General features: G+C 68.8%; 15 protein-coding genes. 11 read left to right on the forward strand and 4 right to left on the reverse strand.

The features are described 5' to 3' along the window. From ACWDR0_RS30680 to ACWDR0_RS30710, 7 genes are all read left to right on the forward strand, one after another. Window positions 1-561: type VII secretion protein EccB (locus tag ACWDR0_RS30680; RefSeq protein ID WP_456355077.1), on the forward strand; the 561-nt coding region annotated here is incomplete at its 5' end. 14 nt (window positions 562-575) lie between these two features. Then, window positions 576-1,805 (forward strand): type VII secretion-associated serine protease mycosin, encoded by a 1,230-nt coding sequence (mycP, locus tag ACWDR0_RS30685; RefSeq protein WP_456355078.1) that lies wholly within the window; start codon window positions 576-578, stop codon window positions 1,803-1,805. Window positions 1,806-2,082: 277 nt separating this feature from the next. Next, the gene (locus ACWDR0_RS30690) at window positions 2,083-2,559 is read left to right on the forward strand and encodes a hypothetical protein (RefSeq protein ID WP_456355079.1); all 477 of its coding nucleotides are present in this window, start codon (window positions 2,083-2,085) and stop codon (window positions 2,557-2,559) included. Window positions 2,560-2,562: 3 nt separating this feature from the next. Continuing rightward, entirely contained in the window at window positions 2,563-4,275 is a 1,713-nt protein-coding gene (locus ACWDR0_RS30695; RefSeq protein WP_456355080.1) for a hypothetical protein, read from the forward strand. Between the two features lie 25 nt (window positions 4,276-4,300). Next, window positions 4,301-5,560, forward strand: coding sequence for a S8 family serine peptidase (locus ACWDR0_RS30700; protein ID WP_456355081.1), 1,260 nt, complete (start codon window positions 4,301-4,303; stop codon window positions 5,558-5,560). 66 nt (window positions 5,561-5,626) lie between these two features. Further along, window positions 5,627-5,992 (forward strand): WXG100 family type VII secretion target, encoded by a 366-nt coding sequence (locus ACWDR0_RS30705; RefSeq protein ID WP_456355082.1) that lies wholly within the window; start codon window positions 5,627-5,629, stop codon window positions 5,990-5,992. 65 nt (window positions 5,993-6,057) lie between these two features. Next, on the forward strand, window positions 6,058-6,357 hold the full coding sequence (locus tag ACWDR0_RS30710; RefSeq protein ID WP_456355083.1) for a WXG100 family type VII secretion target: 300 nt from the start codon (window positions 6,058-6,060) through the stop codon (window positions 6,355-6,357). A 151-nt stretch (window positions 6,358-6,508) separates the two neighbouring features. On the opposite strand, the gene ACWDR0_RS30715 is transcribed toward ACWDR0_RS30710, so the two are convergent. The 4 genes from ACWDR0_RS30715 to eccCa all read right to left on the reverse strand — a co-directional run bounded on the left by ACWDR0_RS30715 (window position 6,509) and on the right by eccCa (window position 14,104). Beyond that, entirely contained in the window at window positions 6,509-7,177 is a 669-nt protein-coding gene (locus tag ACWDR0_RS30715; RefSeq protein ID WP_456355084.1) for a hypothetical protein, read from the reverse strand. Between the two features lie 6 nt (window positions 7,178-7,183). Then, complete coding sequence (locus ACWDR0_RS30720; RefSeq protein WP_456355085.1) at window positions 7,184-9,481, reverse strand: hypothetical protein; 2,298 nt, start codon at window positions 9,479-9,481, stop codon at window positions 7,184-7,186. Beyond that, window positions 9,481-9,975: a hypothetical protein gene (locus ACWDR0_RS30725; RefSeq protein ID WP_456355086.1), complete on the reverse strand. Its 495-nt coding sequence runs from the start codon at window positions 9,973-9,975 to the stop codon at window positions 9,481-9,483. Before ACWDR0_RS30725 ends, ACWDR0_RS30720 begins: the two co-directional genes overlap by 1 nt. Before the next feature lie 154 nt (window positions 9,976-10,129). After that, complete coding sequence (eccCa, locus tag ACWDR0_RS30730) at window positions 10,130-14,104, reverse strand: type VII secretion protein EccCa (RefSeq protein WP_456355087.1); 3,975 nt, start codon at window positions 14,102-14,104, stop codon at window positions 10,130-10,132. 582 nt (window positions 14,105-14,686) lie between these two features. Here eccCa and eccD point away from each other — a divergent pair. From eccD to ACWDR0_RS30750, 4 genes are all read left to right on the forward strand, one after another. Next, window positions 14,687-16,189, forward strand: a complete 1,503-nt coding sequence (gene eccD / locus ACWDR0_RS30735; RefSeq protein WP_456355090.1) for a type VII secretion integral membrane protein EccD — start codon at window positions 14,687-14,689, stop codon at window positions 16,187-16,189. Between the two features lie 280 nt (window positions 16,190-16,469). Continuing rightward, window positions 16,470-16,760: a 30S ribosomal protein S15 gene (gene rpsO, locus ACWDR0_RS30740; RefSeq protein ID WP_006346214.1), complete on the forward strand. Its 291-nt coding sequence runs from the start codon at window positions 16,470-16,472 to the stop codon at window positions 16,758-16,760. Between the two features lie 358 nt (window positions 16,761-17,118). Next, window positions 17,119-19,344, forward strand: coding sequence for a polyribonucleotide nucleotidyltransferase (locus ACWDR0_RS30745; RefSeq protein ID WP_456355088.1), 2,226 nt, complete (start codon window positions 17,119-17,121; stop codon window positions 19,342-19,344). Beyond that, window positions 19,341-20,506, forward strand: a 1,166-nt coding sequence (locus tag ACWDR0_RS30750) for a M16 family metallopeptidase (protein ID WP_456355089.1), incomplete at its 3' end; no start/stop codon positions are given. The genes ACWDR0_RS30745 and ACWDR0_RS30750, both read left to right, overlap by 4 nt.

The raw sequence follows: 20,506 nt of genomic DNA on the forward strand, positions 1-20,506 counted from the left end.
CTCGGGCAGAACGGCCGCGCCACCCAGGTCAGCGCCGGCGCCATCACCCCGGGCAAGGCCTTCGGGGACGACCGCACCTGGCCCGCGGAGGCACCCGAGGCCGTCAACACCCCGGCGCTCGCCGAGGGCAGCCGCAATACCGTCTGCTCGGTGCTGCGGGAGGTGGCCGAGGACGGCCGGACCACCCTCGGCACCTGGGCGGGCACCGACTTCCCGGCCGAACTGCCGACCGGTTCCACCAGCGCGTACGTCACCCCCGGATCCGGTCTGCTGTTCCGGCAGTTCCAGGGGTCGGCCACCGGTGCCGGGGCACTGTTCCTGGTCACCGACACCGGACTGCGGTACGCCATGCAGTCCAACAGCGACAGCGCCACCGACGACTCCGGCATCGGGACGAACGAGAAGGAGCAGCAGGAACAGGAGACGCAGACCCAGCTGGCGCAGCGGCAGCTCGGCTACAAGGACGTGAACCCGGTCCCGGTCCCGGCCGCCTGGTCCGCCTTCCTCCCCACCGGACCGCGGCTCTCGACGGGCGCGGCCAACGAGCCGCAGGGCTCATGAGGGCGGGTACGGAGATGACGCGGACCGTCCGGGCGCTGGCGCTCGGCGCGGCGACGGCGCTCGCCGTGGTCGCGGTGCCGGTCACCGCGGGCCCGGCGGCCGCGGAGAGCACCCAGTGCGAGTACCCCGGGAAGCTGTACAAGGGACGCCCCTGGGCGCTCCAGCGGGTACTCCTCGACGAACTGTGGAAGCAGTCCACCGGCAAGGGGGTGAAGGTCGCCGTCATCGACACCGGCGTCGACATCAAACACCCCCAGCTCAGGAACGCCGTGGACGCGAAGAACGGCCTCAACCTGCTGCCCGCGAAGAACAAGAAGGGCGAGAAGGTCGAACGGGGCGCGGGCAACGGCACCACCGACGAGGTCGGACACGGCACCAAGGTCGCCGGGATCATCGCCGCCCGGCCCGCGCCCGGCACCGGCTTCGTCGGTCTCGCCCCCGGCGCGGTGATCATCCCCGTCAAGCAGAACGACGCCGAGGGCAACGGCGACGCGGCCAGCCTCACGAAGGCCATCAACGAGGCGGTCGACCGGGGCGCCGGGGTCATCAACATCTCTCAGGACACGGCGAACGCCGTCGCCCCCGCCCGGCAGCTGGAGGACGCCGTCCGGCGCGCCCTGGACAAGGGCGTGGTGGTCGTCGCCTCGGCGGGCAACGACGGATTGGGCGGCAACGTCAAGAAGACGTACCCCGCCTCGTACGAAGGCGTCCTCGCGGTCGCCTCGTCGGACCGGAACAACGAACGGGCGGCCTTCTCCCAGTCCGGGGACTTCGTGGGGGTCGCCGCCCCCGGCGTCGACATGATCACCACGGTCCCGCTCGGCGGCCACTGCGCCGACAACGGCACCAGCTTCTCGGCCCCGTACGTCGCCGCGGTCGCCGCGCTCGTCAAGGCGAAGCACCCCGACTGGACGCCCCGTCAGATCGTGGCCCAGATCCAGCAGACGGCGGAGCGTTCGACCCCCGGGCACGACCGCCTGGTGGGCTGGGGTGTCGTCGACCCGGTACGGGCCCTGACGGAGGACGAGCGGCCCATCGAACAGCCGGTGGCGCAGGAGGGCCTGGCCAAGGGCGAGGCCCCGAGCCCCGCCCGCTTCGACCTCGGCGAGACCGCGGAGGAGCGCAACGCCCGTCTCGCCACGTACGTCGTGATCGGCGGAGGCGTCCTGGTCGCCGCGATCGCGGGCATGGCCGTCGCGCTCCGGGACTCCCGCCGCAGGACGAACCGGATCGCGGGCGGCTGAGCCGCCCGCGCCGGGGTCCGCCGCGCCGCCGGCACATCGGGGGCTCCGGGTCCGTCCGGGGAGATCCTGGGGAGACCCGGCGCTCCCGGGCGGCCCGGCTGCACCGGCATGATGAGATGTCTGCCGTGCACCCGGTCGCGGTTTCCCTGTCGCATAAGCCACTTGGGGCTGTCATAGCCAGTAGCTAGAGTGGTAAGCGGTCTCATTTCTGATGATGACCGGATCACCGTACTGGCAATACGGTGCAGCAGTAACAAACGGGGAGGAATAGGGCAAAGTGGTCTATCCAGCCGATGGCGGGGGCGGAGGCGGGAGCAGGCGCAGAGGTGACTTCGAAAAGGGTTACCTGGCGCTCACGACCTTCCAGAAGCGGGTGAACACCCTGCTCGCCACTTTCAACAGCAGTGCCGCAGGCAAATCCAAGGTCGCCGAACAGACCGTCTCGCGCCAGTCCCTCAGCGGACCGGGCGCTCCGTTCTCGGAAGCGGACGGCCTCTTCCACCAGTACAACCGTGTCCACCAGGCCCTGACGACGCTCTCCCGGAGCCTGGGCGACCAGATCGACGCCCTCAACATCGCCGTCTACGCGGCCGATGTCGGCACCGACAACGTCGACGAAGAACGCCGCGTCCGCTTCGCCCAGATCCAGGCCCGCCTGGACCAGGAGCGCGCCACCGAACGCGAGCGCGAGCGTCCGAAGGCGGACGAGCCGAAGAAGGTCGACGAGAAGAACGCCGGAACGGAATGGCGGTGACACATGACTGACCACGACGCACAGCCCGAGCTCACCCCCGCCGAACAGCGCGAGGAGGACCTCGCCCGGGTCGACCGGCAGCTCGACGTCACCGACGTCGCCCGCAAGGTCACCTCGATCTTCGGCGGCAACGGATTCTTCGCGCGTACCGATTTCGAGGGACACGAGCTCAACATCATGATCGACATGGTGCTGAACGCGAACCCGGCCGACCTCGAAAGCGCCGGCGACAACCTCTGGAACGCCCGCAAGGCCCTCCGCGACGCCGCCGAGGAACTCCGCACCAACATCAAGGACGTCCACTGGGAAGGCGCCTCCGGCGAGGCCTTCCGCGACTTCGGCCGCGCCCTCGCCGACCACGCCGACCAGCTGAGCACCTTCGCCGACATCGCCGCCACCCAGATCCGCGTGGCCGGCACGGGCCTCGCCTCGGTCCGCAACTCCATGCCGGAACGCGACCTCCGCCTGATCAAACACAACGCCAAGACGATGCCGCTCCCGGAACGGGTGGACACCAACCCGGACTTCGTGGCGGCGAAGAAGGTGGAGAAGAACCGCCAGGAGGCCATCAACCAGATGAACCGGCTGGCGTCGTTCTACGCGGTCTCGGAACAGACACTGGCGGGGCAGGAACCGCCGAAGTTCACGAAGGTGCTGAACGCGGATGTACCGCGCCCTCGTGGCACGGACTTCCTGCCGCCCAGCAGGAGCACCAGAACGGCTATCTCAGGATCTCCTGAAAGTCGCCCGGCAAGGAATCGGAGTGGCGAGCCGACAGCGACGGGCGAAAGGCCCCGTGCCGAGGTCGGCATGATCCCTCCCTCGATTCCCGGTCGTGATCCTTCGATGCAGATCGACAGCGTCGCGCCGCCGGCGGCGCCGCCCACAACGCCCAATGGCACACCTCCCGTCGTCACATCACCACCCTCGGTCGGCTCTCCTCCGACGGCACAGCATCCGCCTGTGATCCCACCCGTGATCGGCACACCGCCGGGTAAATTCGGCCCCGGACCTTCGGGGCCCGGGGAGAATGCCGTCAAGGCAACGGGAGGGCCGGGGCTGGGAAGTGGGAAAGCGTCGGCGGGCGGTACCAGTGGTCAGCCAAGCGCTCAAGGACGGCCCGGCATTATCGGTGGCGGATCCCCTACTTCCACAGGACCTAGTCCTGCGGGACGGCCTGCTGGACCGGTGGGAGGCGGAGGCACATCGGCGCCGATGGGGCGCGCCAATCCGATGGGGATGGGGCCCGCTGCGGGCGGGCAGGGGCCGATGGCGGGCCGTGGAGGAACGGCAGGACAGCCCGTCACGGGGCGAGGAGCTTCAACCACCGCGGGTTCGCGCACGGGCCGCGACGGAATTGTCGGCGGCACACCTCAGCGAACCACCGCCGGTCCGAACGCGTCGCGTATTCCCCGGGGCACCATCGTGGGGGCAGAGGGCCAGGGTGCCACTCGTCCCGTGACGGCTCGGCCCGGAGGCGCTGTCGGTACAGGGCCCATCACAGGTGCCCCCAGGACGGGAACCGGTTCGACCTCGCGCCCGGGGCAGGCAGGCTTTACCACTGGAGGAACGGGGCTCGTCGGAGGCCGCCCAGGGCGAAACCCGTCCGACGGTGAACGGGACCGTTCGGAATCGACGCGCCCGGACTACCTGACGGAAGACGAAGAGACATGGACGGCGCAGCGGCGTAATGCTGGGCCACCGGTGATCGACTGAGTACAGGGAAGGTTCGGAAGCCAGGATGACGGCACGAATGATCCAGACACGGAAGCGAGGCCTCGCTCGCGCAGCGCGGAGCAGCGCGATCTGTACCTTGGCCGCGGTCTGTGTCTGGGCCGGGAGCGTTCCTGCCACGGCGTCGGCCGCCGGGGCCGCCGAGGGACTGCCCGGGCAGTGGTACCTCAAGGCCATGGGCGCGGAGGACATGTGGAAGTCCTCGACCGGTAAGGGTGTCAAGGTTGCGGTCATCGATACCGGAGTGAATTCCTCGACCCCCTCGCTGAAGGGGAGAGTGCTGGAGGGCTTCGATGCGTCTGGCGCGCCGGGAGAGGAAACGGACGACTATGACGGTCACGGCACATCCATGGCCGAGTTGATTGCAGGTACTGGAAAGGGGGGTGGTCTGCGGGGACTCGCTCCCGATGTGCAGATCATTCCGATGCGTGTGGCAGACACGGAATTCCAGAATCGTCACAAGACGAACGCCAGGGATGCTGCCGATGCCATCCGGGCAGCCGCTGACAGTGATGCAAAGATCATCAGTATGTCCGTGGGGAGTGAATACTCGGATCCCCAGGAGCGGGCAGCTGTTGAGTATGCGGCGAGCAAGGGGAAGCTCTTCTTCGCTTCGGCGGGCAACAATGCTCAGGACGGCAACAAGCCGATCTATCCGGCGGCCTATCCGGACGTGGTGGGCGTAGCTTCGGCCGATCGGAAGGGCACGGTGGCCAAGTACTCGCAGCACGGTGACAACGTGGACATCACGGCACCGGGTACGGATGTTGTGGCCTGGTGCGACGAGTCTTTCAAGAAGTACTGCAAGAGCAGCGGCACGAGCGCCTCCGCAGCGATCGCCTCCGCCTCCGCCGCCCTCGTCTGGTCCGCCAACCCCGACTGGACCGCCAACCAGGTCCTTCGTGCCCTCATCGACACCGCGGGGCGAAGCTGGGCCAAGGGCACCCGGAGCAATTACCTCGGTCACGGGCTGATCCGACCCGCGCAGATCGTCGTCGACAAGAAGGGCGATCCCGGCGCCCCGGACATCAGCCCCCTCACCAACCAGAAGACGGGCGGCTCGCCCGCCGCCTCCGCGACTCCTTCTGCACCAGCCTCGTCACAGCAGCCGAAGAGTAATTCCGAAGGCGACACCGCCGTGGCAGGCTCCGCCAAGAAGGCCGCGGAGAAGGACGACGGCAATACCGGTCTCGTCATCGGAGGCATCGCAGCCGTCGTGGTCCTCGCCGGAGGAGCGTTCGTCTTCCTGCGTCGGCGTGCCGCCTGACCGCACGCCTCGCACACCAGCCACTACGCAATACCCCAGAAGAAACAGGGAAAGGAAGACCGGGATATGTCAGCAGTCCAGAAGGTCGGCGATCAGAGTCTCAAGGATTTCCAGGACGAGATCTCGCGGCAGTTCGAGGACATCAAGGGCCAGCTGCAGAGCCTCCAGGGCGTCATCGACAGCCTGGAAGGCTCCTGGAAGGGCATCGGCGCCGGTGCCTTCGATGTGAAGCAGGCCGAGATCAACCAGGGCATGGTGCGCATCGCGAAGCTGCTGCTCAACTTCCAGGAAGCGATCCAGGTCACCCGCACCACGGCCGGCAACACCGAAGACGAGGTCCGGGCCGCCCTCCAGGGCGTCGACGTGACCGCGGGCTTCTCCGGTGACGCCGGGGCGACCCGTGCCGCGACCTCGAACATCGCCGGATACTGACGAACCTCGCGGTTCGGCACACCACAGCAGAACTACTTTCACGAATGGCAGTTGGAGGACGATTCATGGCACAGGGCAACGACGGCCTCATGCTCGTTACGTACTCTTCGCTGGAGCAGGCGGCGAGCACGATCGAGAAGCAGGCGCAGCGTCTGGACACGACGCTCGAAGACCTTCAGAACAAGATCCGCAGCGTCTCCGCCACCTTCGAGGGTGACGCCAAGACCGCCGCCGACGCGGCCCACAAGAAGTGGGACAACGAGACGCGGCAGATCCACAACGCCCTGAAGGGCATCGCGCGAGCCGTCCGCGAGGCCGGTCCTGCGTACCAGGCGGGGGACAAGAAGGCCGCCGGCTACTTCTAAGGTCTCTGTCCGGTCCTGTCGGCACCGGACCGCTGCGAAGCGGTGACGCCGACAAAGAGATGAGATACCAGGGTGGGCATGCGCGGGAGATGCCCACCCTGGTTCTGTCTCCGGCACGTCGGCACGCGGACCGCCGACAGCGCACCACTCCCTAGGCTCCTGGGGGCAGTGCCTCAGGTACCTGCTGAGGAAGCCGGGAAGCAGCCCCACAACCCAGGCGTTCCGCAACCTTCCGGGAGACCGAGTTGAGGACAGCCATGCGCTCGTCGGCCGTGGACTCCACGGCTAGCGGGCGGGGCGTCGACATCGAAGACCTCACGAAGGGCATGCTGCCCTTTTCACCCTTGGTCGCACATGGGAAGAAGATCTGAGCCGATGCATCGCCATTGACTGCGGCGTACGTTCCGATCGCATAGAGCAGCTTTCTCTTGCTTTCCTGCGGAGTTGTACGAGGGGACGAGGTCCGGACTTCGACATCGATCGTGAAGAGGGGAAAATCATCTCCGTCATCGGTCGAGTAGACGCTACAGATGGAACGCTGCTGAACGCCCTTGTGCAGCCCTTTGGCCATAGCGTCGAGGGTGAACTCGTCCCCCGGAAGCTCTTCGAACCGATCGATTCGACTGGCCTTCTCCAGTGCAGCTTGTGCACCTGCGTCCAGAGTGCTGTCGCAGAGTTCTGCCGCAGAGACCCCCGGCGGTCCGTCGCCGGTGGCGCCATCGCTGCATCCGGTGACACCCAAGGCGAAGACCATGGGCAGAACGGCCCAGCGGGCGACAGCGCCGACTGGTGCAGCACCGGTGCGGGAACGGTGGATCATTTCTCATCACCCCTTGTAGGGAGGCCGTCCGCGGAACTCGTTCTGGTGAGATCCGGTTCCCAGGTACCCCGCCTTAATGGCTTCCTTCCAGTTCTCCCGGTCGGCTCGCTCATCTAAGGAGGGGTTTGCTTCGAGGTACGCCTCGTATCCCTGCGCGATGGAGTTGACCCCCTTCGCGTAGAAATCTCTGCTCGTCATCTGCGCCTGCTCGCGGGGATCCTGCTGCGAGCCCTCGACCCCCTTGTCGATCTGCTGGCCGAGGAAGGTACTGACCGCGCCGCCCACAGTCTCGGCTGCCAGCGGAGCGAGAGCTATGGCGGCCCCTGTCGATCCCGGTACGGGAATGGCCGCCACTCCGATGCCGACCACAGCGCCGACCGCGAACTTCCCCCACTCCGCCGAACGGCCGAGTGACGCGTTGGCGGCCTCCGAGTTCGCTCCGTACGTCAGCTCCGCCTGCCTGACCCTGGCGTTGTCGAGGATTCCCCGTGCTTCGGCTTCCGCGGAGATGGCGTCGCGTGCCGCGTCGATATTGGTGTCGCTGGTCGCGGGGTGGGCATCGAGCATGCTGAGCGTGTACAGGTGCTGCGCCGATGTCACTACGCCGTGCGAGGTCTCGTGCTGTCCCAGAACGCTGAGGAAGTCGATGGCCCCCTGCTCTCCGAAATCTGCCCGTCCGTCATATTTTGCCGGGAAGCCTGTTGCGTCCTTGCCCCCTTCTCCGATCCCTGACAGGTGGTAGTTGATGTCGTCGATATAAGCGGCACCCATCTTTCCCAGGCTGTCCACCATCTCGGGGCTTCCATGCAGCATTTTGGGGCCGTCTTCGCCGCCGTAGAGGTAGGCGATCTGTTCCATGACGTCCGCGGTTTCCGCCGTACGGAGATCGCCTGCCTGCGGTGGAACACCCTTTTCCGTAGTCGGGACGGCGTCGTAGGCATATCCGGTGGTGGCGGCCTCCAGGGCGTGCCCCAGTGCATCACGCCCCACGACGACCTTGTCGTCCCCGCCGATGATCGGTGCGTCGGAGAGCCAAGTGCGCTCCTTCGTGAGGTAGGCAAGGTGCTCATTGACCTCGGATGCCTTGTCCACCCGCCCTTCGATGCCGATCGGCGGTGCGAAGAAGTCGGTCGCCGCTCCCGGATTGTGGCCGAGGGCCTCCAGGAATCCGGTGACCGGATCCCGGCCCCGGTCGTTCTTCCCCCAGTAGTTGAGATCGCCCTGGTTCCAGTTGTTGATCCAGGGGTTCACATCCTTGGCGCTGTTCGCCTTGTCGAAGGCGATGAGATTGTTTCCGTAGTCGTTCAGGAATGCGTCGTCGTAGTCGCCGAATCGCATCAAGTTGCTCATGACGGCGAAGCCGCGTGGATTGTTGGCGTCGTCGATTCCGAGATTCTCTTTGCCCAGCCCCACCATCTGGGATTCCCAGGTCTGCATTGTGGAACTGTTCGACAGTGTGGCCGTTCCCAGTGTGATGCCGAGGTTCTTCTGGAGCTGCTTGGCCTGTTCGCCGCGTTTCGGGTCGTAACGCATTCCCTGGGAGGGGTCGGCGATCCCGGCATAGAATTCGAGAGTCCGCTTCGGGCCCACGTCGACCGCGAATTTCTCGGCGAACAGAGGATCTGTGCTGTAGCGGGCCAGGGTGCTGTTGAGCCGGGTCAGTTCCTCGTTGGTGACATCATGGGGATTCTTCCTGAGGATCTGTGCCGCCTCGTCGGCGGCCTTGAGGGCGTCTGCTCCGCTGTCCCGGTCGGCGTAGGCGGCAGCCGAGAAACCGATATCGGTCCGGTCGACCAATGCGCGCAGTACCCGGGCGGCGCTGGTGTCGCTTTCGGTGGCGCCGTTGAGGATGGCCTGGATCTCGTCCCGCAGAGTGACAGTGTCGTCCGGGGTGTTCTCCGGCACCTTTGTGCCCGGGGCGGCCCGGTCAGGACGAACGGTCTTGGTTACGGTGAAGCCGCCGTCGCCCGTAGAAGTCACCGTGAGGTTCTTGCTCCGCCCGCGCTCCAGGGCGTCATTGAGTTTCCCCTGGTAGGCCTTCAGTTCGTCCCGGGTGTCGCGGAGGATGTTGCGGATGGACGTTGCCTGGGTCCGGGCATCGGAGAACTCCCGGGTGGTTTTTGTGATGAACTGGCGTGAGACAGTCGCGTTCACCCCCTTCCAGTCGGCTTTCTCCGCTTTGCCGCGTAACCCGGTGCGGGCTTCCTCTTCCAACTTCTCCAGATTGCCGACGACCTTCGTCCAGTCGCTGACCGCGTCGTCCAGTCCATCGAACTTCGCGGAGCGCAGTGCGTCTAATTCCATCAGGCGTTTTTCTTCTCCCCGTCGGATCCGCCGGGCTTGCCGGTGGGGGTGTCGGGTTCCTCGAATCCCCGATCCAGAGTCCCGATGCTGCTCATGCTGCGACGGATCCACTCGTCGTCGTCCCGGTGCGTCTTGTTGCTGAAATCCATGTGGTTCGAGATGTGGGCGCATGCGTCCATAAGAGTGCCCAGCTGTTTGTCCCAGCGGGTGGCCACGTGCTTCAGGGCCCCGCCCAGGATGAACTTCTGGGCCGTGAGGGCGTCCCCGGCCCGGTCCGTGCTGGGGACCACCGCCTGCCGGACCTCCGGCCACAATCGGTTGTACAGCTTGTACGCCTGATCGCCGACCGCCGCCAGGTCCTTCCGGCTGACCTGGAGGTCGCCGGTGCCTGCGGCAGGCAGGCGTTCGTCGTCCGGTACCCCGTTCAGCCGCATCTGCTCCGTGCCGCGCTCCGCGGCCGACGCCTTGAGCCGGTCCCACTCTTCCCACGCCATAGGGTTCTCCCCCTTCTCCCGCCCCACCGGGGCGGTATGCGGAATTCATTCGACCGGTGAGCCGGTCACGTTCGTGCGACCGATCGGGTGACCGGTGACTGCCCGGTCGCCGAAACCGAAGGGGCCCGGCGGCAGTTGCCGCCGGGCCCCTTTCTCATCCCAGTTCCTCCGGTACCAGCCCCGTCTGCACCAGCGGATTCCCCCGCTGCCGTGAGACGAAGATCCCCCGCCCCGCCGGCATCGGCCGCATTCGGACGCCGCCCAGGATGTCGCCTTCCTGTGGGTCCCCGGAGAGCAGAATGCCCTGCGCGCCGAGTTCCATCATGCGTTGCATGAAGGGTTCGTACGAGGACCTGCTCGCCCCGGCCGCGCTGCGGGCGATGATGAAGCGGACGCCCACGTCCCGGGCGAAGGGCAGGTTCTCGGTCAGTTTGCTCAGCGGGTTTCCGCTGGACGTCGAGACCAGGTCGTAGTCGTCGACGACCACGTACACCGAGGGGCCCCGCCACCAGCTCCGCTCCCGCAGCTGCTGGGCGGTGACGTCCGCCGACGGGGTGCGGCGCTGCATCAGGTCGGCGAGGGCGTCGACATGGTGCTCCATGGCGTTGGACATGGGGACGTACTCGGCGAGGTGCGTCGCCGGGGTCACGTCCAGCAGCGCCCGCCGGTTGTCGATTACGAAGAACTTCGCGGAGTCCCCGTCGTACCGCTCCGTCAGCTGTTTGATCAGCAGCTTCAGCAGGTTGGACTTACCGGATTCGCTGTCGCCGAAGACCAGGAAGAACGGGTCGCGCTCGAAGTTCAGCCAGACCGGTTCGAGGTTGTTCTCGTCGATGCCGAAGGTGATGCCGCGGTCCGGGTCCGCCTGGCCGCCGGGCAGCCTGGACGCCGGGAGTTCGCGGGGGAGGAGCCGTACCGCGGGGGCGCCGGGGGCGGTCCAGTGGCGGGTGACCTCCTGGGTCATCGCCGCGGTCGCCTCGGACAGGTCACTGTCCGAGTTGATGCCGTCGATCCGCGGCACCGCCGCCATGAAGTGCAGCTTCTCCGGTGTCAGACCCCGCCCGGGCACCCCGGTGGGGACGTTTGCCGCGACCCTGCGGTCCAGTTCGGAGTCCATGGTGTCACCGAGCCGCAGCTCCAGCCGGTTCATCAGGAGGTCCTTGAGATTGGCGCGGACCTCCATCGAACGGCCGGCGGTCAGCACGATGTGGATGCCGTAGCCCAGGCCCCGCGCGGCGATGTCCAGGACGGCCGGTTCCAGCGCCTCGTAGTCCGTACGGAAGTTCCCCCAGCCGTCGATCACCAGGAAGACATCGCCCCAGGGCTGGTCCGTCACCGAGATGTCGCCGCGGGCCCGCATGGCCCGGAAGGTGCCGATGGAGTCGATGCCGGCGCTGCGGAAGTACTCCTCGCGCCGGGTGAGGATGCCGTACACCTCGGCCACCGTCCGCCGTACCCGCTCGGGGTCGAGCCGGGACGCGATCCCGCCGACGTGCGGCAGCCCGGCGACCGACGACATACCGCCGCCGCCGAAGTCGAGTCCGTAGAACTGCACCTCGTGCGGGGTGTGGGTGAGGGCGAACGCGGAGACGAGGGCCCGCAGGAGGGTCGACTTTCCGGACTGCGGGCCGCCGATGATCTGCATATGGCCCGCGGCGCCCGAGAAGTCCCGGTAGAGGGTGTCCCGCCGCTGCTCGAAGGGCTTGTCGACGACTCCGAGCGGGACGACGAGCCGTCCCGCGCCCTCGTAGCCGGGCTGGGTGAGCCCGCGCCCCGGTACGTTCGCCAGCCCCGGAACGATCTCGTCCAGCGACGGCGGGTTGTCCAGCGGCGGCAGCCACACCCGGTGTGCCTCGGCGCCGCGCCCCTCCAGCCTCCGCACGATGACATCGAGGACGGAGTCGGCGAGCGCGTCGTCCTCGGGGGTCCGGGCGTCGGGTACGGCCGCCTGCGCGGCCTGCTGGATGTAGCGCACCGGCACCGGCGCGGCCGTGAACCGTACCGGCCGCCGGTCCACCGGCAGCGGCCCGCCCGCCGCGGCGGCCCGGCTGCTGCCCTCCCGGTAGACCCCGGAGACGTACGCCGCCTTGAACCGCACCATCTCGTCCGTACCGAACTTGAGGTAGCCGGAGCCCGGCACATTGGGCAGCGTGTAGGCGTCGGGGACACCGATGGCGGCCCGTGACTCGGCCGCGGAGAAGGTCCGCAGGCCGATCCGGTACGAGAGGTACGTCTCCAGGCCCCGCAGCCGTCCCTCCTCCAGCCGCTGCGACGCGAGCAGCAGATGGACTCCGAGGGAGCGGCCGATCCGGCCGATCTGCACGAACATCTCGATGAAGTCCGGCATCGCGGTCAGCAGCTCGCTGAACTCGTCGATCACCAGCACCAGTGAGGGGATGGGCTGGAGCGGGGCGCCCGCGGCCCGGGCCTTCTCGTAGTCGTGGATATTGGCGTAGTTGCCCGCGTCGCGCAGCAGCTCCTGCCGCCGGTTCAGCTCGCCCCGGATGGAGTCGCCCATCCGGTCCACCAGCGTCAGATCGTCCGCCAGGTTGGTGATCACGGCCGCGACGTGCGGCATCTGCGACATCCCGGCGAAGGTCGCACCGCCCTTGAAGTCCGCCAGGACGAAGTTCAGGGTCTCGGAGGAGTGGGTGACCGCGAGTCCCAGGACCAGGGTGCGCAGCAGCTCGGACTTGCCGGAGCCGGTGGCTCCGACGCAGAGCCCGTGCGGCCCCATGCCCTCCTGCGCCGCCTCCTTGAGGTCGAGCATGACGGGTATCCCGTCCTCGCCGACACCGATCGGGACGCGCAGCCGCTCCGACTGGGAGCGCGGCCGCCAGGTGCGGCTGACGTCGACGGAGGCCGCGTCGCCCAGGTTCAGCAGATCGGTGAAGTCGAGATTGGCGAGCAGCGGTTCGTCGTCGTCCCCGCCGCTGCCCATCCGCAGCGGCGCGAGCTGGCGCGCCAGCGCCTCGGCCGCCTCGGCGCCGAGCAGGTCCGGCGTACCGTCGTACACCATCCCGTGCCCCGACTCCAGCTTCAGCGAATCGGGGGTGACGATCACCGAGAGGCCGCCGCGCGGGCCGCTGGGTTCGCCGGGTACGACCTCTATCACCGTGACGCCCTGGATGCCCTCGGGCGCCGCCAGCGGGGAGGCCGGGGTCACGGACTGGCCGTCGAGGACGACCACGATATGCGGCTGGTCGAGCAGCGGCTGTCCGCCGCCCTGGAAACGGGGGCGGCCGTCGACCCGGGCCGCGAGCAGCTCGTCGAGCTCCCGCGGGTCGACGGTGATCAGCCGGCGGCTGCCCGCTCCGTCGCCCTCGCCGCCCGCCTGGAGATGCGGCAGCCACTTCGCCCACTCCCAGTGGTCCACGGCCTCACGGCTCGCCGCGATCACGACGGTCAGATCGTCGGGGGAGTGCAGCGAGGCCAGCGAGGCGACCATGGAACGGGCGCTGGACCGTACGGAATCGGGGCGTCCGCCGATGGTGAGGTGGTAGAAGGCGCGCAGCGAGACCGCCAGCGGCAGCCCGTCGAGGGTGCTGTGCGCGGTGAGGAACTGCCGCATGGCGCTCGCCGTCAGCGGCTCCAGATCGTCGACCGGCGCGGTCTCGGGCGCCAGGATCGGGGTGGCGAGCTGCTGGCTGCCCAGACCGATCCGCACCTGGCCGAAGTCGGGGTCGCCGACCCGGCGCTCCCAGACCCGGCTGCCCTCGGCGACCAGCGCCCACAGCTGCTCCGGCGACGGGTGCAGGTAGTACTGGGCGTCCCGCTGGAGCCGCGCGGTCCGCTGCACCTGACGCCGGGTCTGGTTGAGGTACTTCAGATAGTCCCGTCGCAGATCGGCGAGTTCCCCCTGGGTGCCGCGGCGGTAGCGGACCAGCATCGCGATGGCCATGGCGATCGTCGAGGCGATCATGATCATGCCCATGATCCGCATGATGGGGTTGTTCGTCATGAAGAAGAACACCACCGAGCCGCCCATGCCCAGCATCGGCAGCAACTGCATCAGCGCGCCCTCCTGCTGCCCGCGGGGCAGTTCCGGAGGAGGCTGCAGCTGAAGGGGGTCGCCGGGCACCTCGGAAGGCAGGGCCCGTGGTGGGCGCTTGACGACGATCTGACTCACAAGCTCACCAATTCCCTTGCCGGACGGAAATGTTCCTATCGGCGCCCCCGTGGCGACGGTCCCGTCCGCGGTGAGGGATCCTACTTGCGCGCCGCGCAGGGGGTGCGGGGTAGGGTGACGCGACCGGTTCGCGCACCGGGGCGACCCCCGCGAATCATCCGCGAATCACCGGGAAATCGCCGGGGAATGCGGGTCGTTCGGAGCGCGTGGCCGGTCCGGTGGAAATGCCCGGGGGAAAGGAATGCGGACCGACGGGACGAATTCGGACCGTCCGGGCGGAGTGCAAAGCGGGGCCTTTCGAGCGCGACGCCGGTCCGTACGATGTCCGCCCGCCGTATGCAGGTGAAGTGTGAAGCCTTCGTACGGAGTCGGTGGGCGTGTCGTGCAGGCCTCGCCGGACGCGTGCGTACGCCCCGATGGTGTCCACGGCGGCCCGGCCGGGGCAGGACGTACCGGGCTGGACCGGGCCGGACCGGACGCGGAACCGTGACCCGACCGGGTGACGGGGCGACCGGGCACGTGCGTACGGCCCGCTTCCGGGCCGGTGCGGGTGAACATCACGAGGGGATGCAGCAGGTGAGTATGGTGACCTCAGCGGCGGCGCAGGGGCCCGGCCAGTCCGGACCGGTGACCCCGTCCAGCAGCGGAACCGGCTTCTGCCGGGTGACGGTCGTCGCGCCGGACGGCCGCGTCGACGTCGCCCTGCCCGAGGACATCGCCGTCGCGGACCTCTACCCGGAGCTGCTCCGGCTCTCCGGCCAGAGCCCCGAACCCGGCGCCCCCGTCGGCTACCACCTGGTACGCCGCGACGGCACCGTCCTCGACAGCGCCCGCTCCCTCGGCGCCCAGCGCATCCTCGACGGCGAACTGCTCTCCCTGCGCCCCTTCGCCGAGTCGCTGCCCCCGGCCGTCTTCGACGACGTCTCCGACGCCGTCGCCACCGCCGTGGCCAGGGACCGCACCCTGTGGAGCGACGCCCTGATGCGCGGCGCCGGCCTCTTCGGCGGCTCCGTCCTGCTGCTTCTGCTCGCCTTCGTGCTCTGGACCTCCGACCCCCGCAACGACATGCACGGACTGCCGGGCGTACTCGCCGGGGTCGCCGCGCTGCTGCTGCTCGCCCTCGCGGGCATCCGCGCCCGGGTCTACGACGACCGGGCCTCCGCCGTCGCCCTCGGCCTCGGCGCCATGGCCAACGCCGCCATCGGCGGCAGCGGACTGCTGCCGCCCGCCGACGGCCAGGGCATCGGCAAGCTCCAGTTCCTGCTCGCCTGTGCCGCCGTCCTGGTCGTCGCGGTGATCCTCACCATCGCCGCCCCCGGCGGCGACGGCCCCTTCGTCGCCTTCGTCTTCGCCGCCGTGATCGGCGTGCTCGCCACCTTCGTGGCGATCCTCCAGGAGCTGACCCCGGTCGAGACGGCCGCGATGTGCGCCCCGCTCGCCGTCGGCACCCTCGCCTTCCTGCCCGGCCTCTCCACCCGTTTCGCCCGGCTCCCCATCGGCTTCGACCCGCCCCGCACCACCGTCGGCGACTACGGCTCCGACGAGGAGCCCGGCGGCCCCGTCGACGGCGAGCGGATCGCGGCCCAGGCCCGCCGCGGCCACGAACTGCTCGTCGGCCTGGTCGGCGGCTGCGCCCTGGTGGCCGTGGGCGCCGGCGCGGTGCTCGGCTTCTCCGACAACGTCTGGGGCCAGCTCCTCGCCCTGGCGACCGGGATCGCGATGCTGATGCGGGCCCACCTCTTCCGCTACACCGCGCAGGTCGGCTGCGCCCTGGCCGCCGGTCTGGGCTGCCTCGTCCTGCTGGGCCTCGGCCTGGCGATCAACCCCCCGGTCGAGCTGATGGCGGACGCCTTCCGGGGCGACACCACCGCGCTCGACATCCGTACGGTGTGGCTGGCCGCCGCCGTCGCCGGGGTCGCCGCGCTGATCACCGCCATCGGCCTGATCGTCCCGCGCACCGGCGTCACTCCCTTCTGGGGCCGCTTCCTGGAGATCGCCGAGACCTTCATCCTGCTGACGCTGCTCCCGCTCTGCCTCGCGGTCTTCGACGTCTACCACTCCATCCGCGCCCTGACCTCGGACTGACCTCGTACCGGCCCGGACCGCCCCCGGCCGAGCGGCCCCGATAGCGCCCCGGACCCCGTTCCGGACCCGGCCCCGCACCCCGGTCCGGGCCGCTCCGGGGTACTGGTACGCTGGGTGACGGCCGTTTGTGTACGCCCTCCCGGAACCCCAGGAGCCCCTCGCGGGCCCCGCCGGGACTGGGGGCAGCGCTCATCGGACCTCCGCCCCCGAGTCACCGAAGCTCCCCTGAGAAAACGCCAGGGGCACTCGCGGGCGCCTAGAACACCACTGAGGAGTACGAGTGTCTCTCGACGCCGCCACGAAGAAGCAGATCATGGCCGAGTTCGGCACCAAGGAGGGCGACACCGGCTCCCCCGAGGTCCAGGTCGCGATGCTGTCCCGCCGCATCTCGGACCTGACCGAGCACCTCAAGACCCACAAGCACGACCACCACTCCCGTCGTGGTCTGCTGATCCTCGTGGGCCAGCGCCGCCGCCTGCTGCAGTACCTGGCCAAGAAGGACATCCAGCGCTTCCGTACGCTGGTCGACCGCCTCGGCATCCGCCGCGGTGCGGCCGGCGGCGCCAAGTAAGACGCTGTGAAGGGGAGCGGTTCCCGCAGGACGGGGCCGCTCCCCTTCGGCTTTTTGCCGTTCTTTTGCCGATCTGCGGTATGCATATGCGGTGGGCACCGGCTCTTCGGCCGGACGTGCCCGCTGTGCGTGCGCGACGTACCGCACGGCATTTAGTCTGGTCGCAGAACACCAGAGCAGATCCAAGGAGAGGCCGACTCGCCCCCGCCGGTCCTCGGTAGTGGCTCCCGGGAGACTCGAACCCCGGCAGCTTCGATCGAAGACCGGCCCAGTACGAGCGCTTCTCCGCCGGTCCCCGCGCCACACGGGCACGGGGACGAAAGACGCAACGTAACGAAACGTAACGGAGAAAACGCTAGTGGAGAACGAGACCCACTACGCCGAGGCCGTCATCGACAACGGCTCCTTCGGCACCCGCACCATCCGCTTCGAGACCGGCCGCCTGGCCCGTCAGGCCGCCGGCTCCGCCGTGGCGTACCTGGACGACGACACCATGGTGCTGTCGGCCACCACCGCCTCCAAGAAGCCCAAGGACCAGCTCGACTTCTTCCCCCTCACGGTGGACGTCGAGGAGCGGCAGTACGCCGCGGGCAAGATCCCCGGCTCCTTCTTCCGCCGCGAGGGCCGCCCCTCCGAGGACGCGATCCTCACCTGCCGGCTGATCGACCGGCCGCTGCGCCCCTCCTTCAAGAAGGGCCTGCGCAACGAGATCCAGATCGTCGAGACGATCATGGCGCTCAACCCCGACCACCTCTACGACGTGGTCGCGATCAACGCCGCCTCCTGCTCCACGCAGCTGGCCGGCCTGCCCTTCTCGGGCCCGATCGGCGGCACCCGCGTCGCGCTCATCAAGGGCCAGTGGGTCGGCTTCCCGACCCACACCGAGCTGGAGGACGCCGTCTTCGACATGGTCGTCGCCGGCCGGGTCCTCGACGACGGCGATGTCGCGATCATGATGGTCGAGGCCGAGGCCACGACCAAGACCGTCGAGATGGTCAAGGAAGGCGCCGAGGCCCCGACCGAGGAGATCGTCGCCGCCGGCCTGGAGGCCGCGAAGCCCTTCATCAAGGCGCTCTGCAAGGCCCAGTCCGACCTCGCCGCCAAGGCCGCCAAGCCCGAGGGCGAGTTCCCGGTCTTCCTGGACTACCAGGACGACGTGTACGAGGCCCTGGCCGCCGCCGTCAAGGGCGAGCTGGCCCAGGCGCTCACCATCGCGGGCAAGCAGGAGCGCGAGACCGAGCTGGACCGCGTCAAGGAGCTGGCCGCCGAGAAGCTCCTCCCGGCCTTCGAGGGCCGCGAGAAGGAGATCTCCGCCGCCTACCGCTCGCTGACCAAGAACCTGGTCCGCGAGCGCGTGATCAAGGACAAGGTCCGGATCGACGGCCGCGGTGTCACCGACATCCGCACGCTGGCCGCCGAGGTCGAGGCGATCCCGCGGGTCCACGGCTCCGCCCTGTTCGAGCGCGGCGAGACCCAGATCCTGGGCGTCACCACGCTGAACATGCTCCGCATGGAGCAGCAGCTCGACACCCTCTCCCCGGTGACGCGCAAGCGCTACATGCACAACTACAACTTCCCGCCGTACTCCGTCGGTGAGACGGGCCGCGTCGGCTCCCCGAAGCGCCGCGAGATCGGCCACGGCGCGCTCGCCGAGCGCGCGATCGTGCCGGTGCTCCCGAGCCGCGAGGAGTTCCCGTACGCGATCCGCCAGGTCTCCGAGGCCCTCGGCTCCAACGGCTCCACGTCGATGGGCTCCGTCTGCGCCTCCACCATGTCGCTGCTGAACGCCGGTGTGCCGCTGAAGGCCCCGGTCGCCGGTATCGCCATGGGTCTGATCTCCCAGGAGATCGACGGCCAGACGCACTACGTCACCCTCACCGACATCCTCGGTGCGGAGGACGCCTTCGGCGACATGGACTTCAAGGTCGCCGGCACCAAGGAGTTCGTCACCGCCCTCCAGCTCGACACCAAGCTGGACGGCATCCCGGCCTCCGTCCTGGCCGCGGCCCTCAAGCAGGCCCGTGACGCCCGCCTCCACATCCTCGACGTGATGATGGAAGCGATCGACACCCCGGACGAGATGTCCCCGAACGCCCCGCGGATCATCACCGTCAAGATCCCGGTGGACAAGATCGGTGAGGTCATCGGCCCCAAGGGCAAGATGATCAACCAGATCCAGGAGGACACCGGCGCCGAGATCACCATCGAGGACGACGGCACGATCTACATCGGTGCCGCCGACGGCCCGGCCGCCGAGGCCGCCCGCGCCACCATCAACGGCATCGCCAACCCGACGATGCCCGAGGTCGGCGAGCGCTACCTGGGCACGGTCGTCAAGACCACCACCTTCGGTGCCTTCGTCTCCCTGCTCCCCGGCAAGGACGGACTGCTGCACATCTCGCAGATCCGCAAGCTGGCCGGCGGCAAGCGCGTGGAGAACGTCGAGGACGTCCTCGGCGTCGGCGCCAAGGTCCAGGTCGAGATCGCCGAGATCGACTCCCGCGGCAAGCTCTCCCTCATCCCCGTGATCGAGGGCGAGGACGGCGACGACGCGGCGGACGAGAAGGACGACGCTGCCAAGTGACGTCGCGCGGCTTCAAGGCGACGGCCCGCACCTCCGAGGAGGTGCGGGCCGTCGCCCGTACCCAAACGCTTCTCAAGGGCACGAACGGCATCGGCACGGTCCGGCGCACCACCCTCCCCGGAGGACTGCGGATCGTCACCGAGACGCTGCCGTCCGTACGCTCCGCCACCTTCGGCATCTGGGCCCACGTCGGCTCCCGTGACGAGACCCCGGCGCTCAACGGCGCCACGCACTATCTGGAGCACCTCCTCTTCAAGGGCACCCGGCGACGGTCCGCCCTCGACATCTCCTCCGCCGTCGACGCGGTCGGCGGCGAGATGAACGCCTTCACGGCGAAGGAGTACACCTGCTACTACGCACGGGTCCTCGACACCGATCTGCCGCTCGCCATCGATGTCGTCTGCGACATGCTGACCGGCTCCCTGATCGAGCAGGAGGACGTCGACGCCGAGCGCGGCGTCATCCTCGAAGAGATCGCGATGACCGAGGACGACCCCGGTGACTGCGTGCACGACCTCTTCGCGCACACCATGTTCGGGGACACCCCCCTCGGCCGTCCCGTCCTGGGCACCGTCGACACGGTCAACGCGCTCACCGCCGACCGGATCCGCCGCTTCTACAAGAAGCACTACGACCCCACGCACCTGGTCGTCGCCGCCGCGGGCAATATCGACCACGCCACCGTGGTGCGCCAGGTCCGCCGCGCCTTCGAACGGGCCGGCGCCCTCACCCGTACCGACGCGGTACCGATCGCGCCCCGCGACGGGGGCCGTACGATCCGCACCGCGGGCCGGGTCGAGCTCCTCGGCCGGAAGACCGAGCAGGCCCATGTGGTCCTCGGCATGCCCGGCCTGGCCAGGACCGACGACCGCCGCTGGGCGCTGGGCGTACTGAACACCGCCCTCGGCGGCGGGATGTCCTCCCGGCTCTTCCAGGAGGTCCGGGAGAAGCGCGGACTCGCCTACAGCGTGTACTCGTACACCTCGGGCTTCGCCGACTGCGGACTGTTCGGCGTGTACGCGGGCTGCCGCCCCGCCCAGGTCCACGACGTCCTCAAGATCTGCCGGGACGAACTCGACCGGGTGGCCTCCGACGGGCTCACGGACGACGAGATCGGGCGGGCCGTCGGGCAGCTGTCCGGCTCCACGGTCCTCGGCTTGGA

The organism is Streptomyces sp. NPDC003691, assembly GCF_053981115.1.

What these genes read in the sequence shown, in the direction of transcription:
- mycP (WP_456355078.1), top strand. Translation starts at nt 576, where the DNA reads ATGACGCGGACCGTCCGGGCGCTGGCGCTCGGCGCGGCGACGGCGCTC.
- ACWDR0_RS30695 (WP_456355080.1), top strand. Translation starts at nt 2,563, where the DNA reads ATGACTGACCACGACGCACAGCCCGAGCTCACCCCCGCCGAACAGCGC.
- ACWDR0_RS30700 (WP_456355081.1), top strand. Translation starts at nt 4,301, where the DNA reads ATGACGGCACGAATGATCCAGACACGGAAGCGAGGCCTCGCTCGCGCA.
- ACWDR0_RS30705 (WP_456355082.1), top strand. Translation starts at nt 5,627, where the DNA reads ATGTCAGCAGTCCAGAAGGTCGGCGATCAGAGTCTCAAGGATTTCCAG.
- ACWDR0_RS30710 (WP_456355083.1), top strand. Translation starts at nt 6,058, where the DNA reads ATGGCACAGGGCAACGACGGCCTCATGCTCGTTACGTACTCTTCGCTG.
- ACWDR0_RS30715 (WP_456355084.1), bottom strand. Translation starts at nt 7,177, where the DNA reads ATGATCCACCGTTCCCGCACCGGTGCTGCACCAGTCGGCGCTGTCGCC.
- ACWDR0_RS30720 (WP_456355085.1), bottom strand. Translation starts at nt 9,481, where the DNA reads ATGGAATTAGACGCACTGCGCTCCGCGAAGTTCGATGGACTGGACGAC.
- ACWDR0_RS30725 (WP_456355086.1), bottom strand. Translation starts at nt 9,975, where the DNA reads ATGGCGTGGGAAGAGTGGGACCGGCTCAAGGCGTCGGCCGCGGAGCGC.
- eccD (WP_456355090.1), top strand. Translation starts at nt 14,687, where the DNA reads ATGGTGACCTCAGCGGCGGCGCAGGGGCCCGGCCAGTCCGGACCGGTG.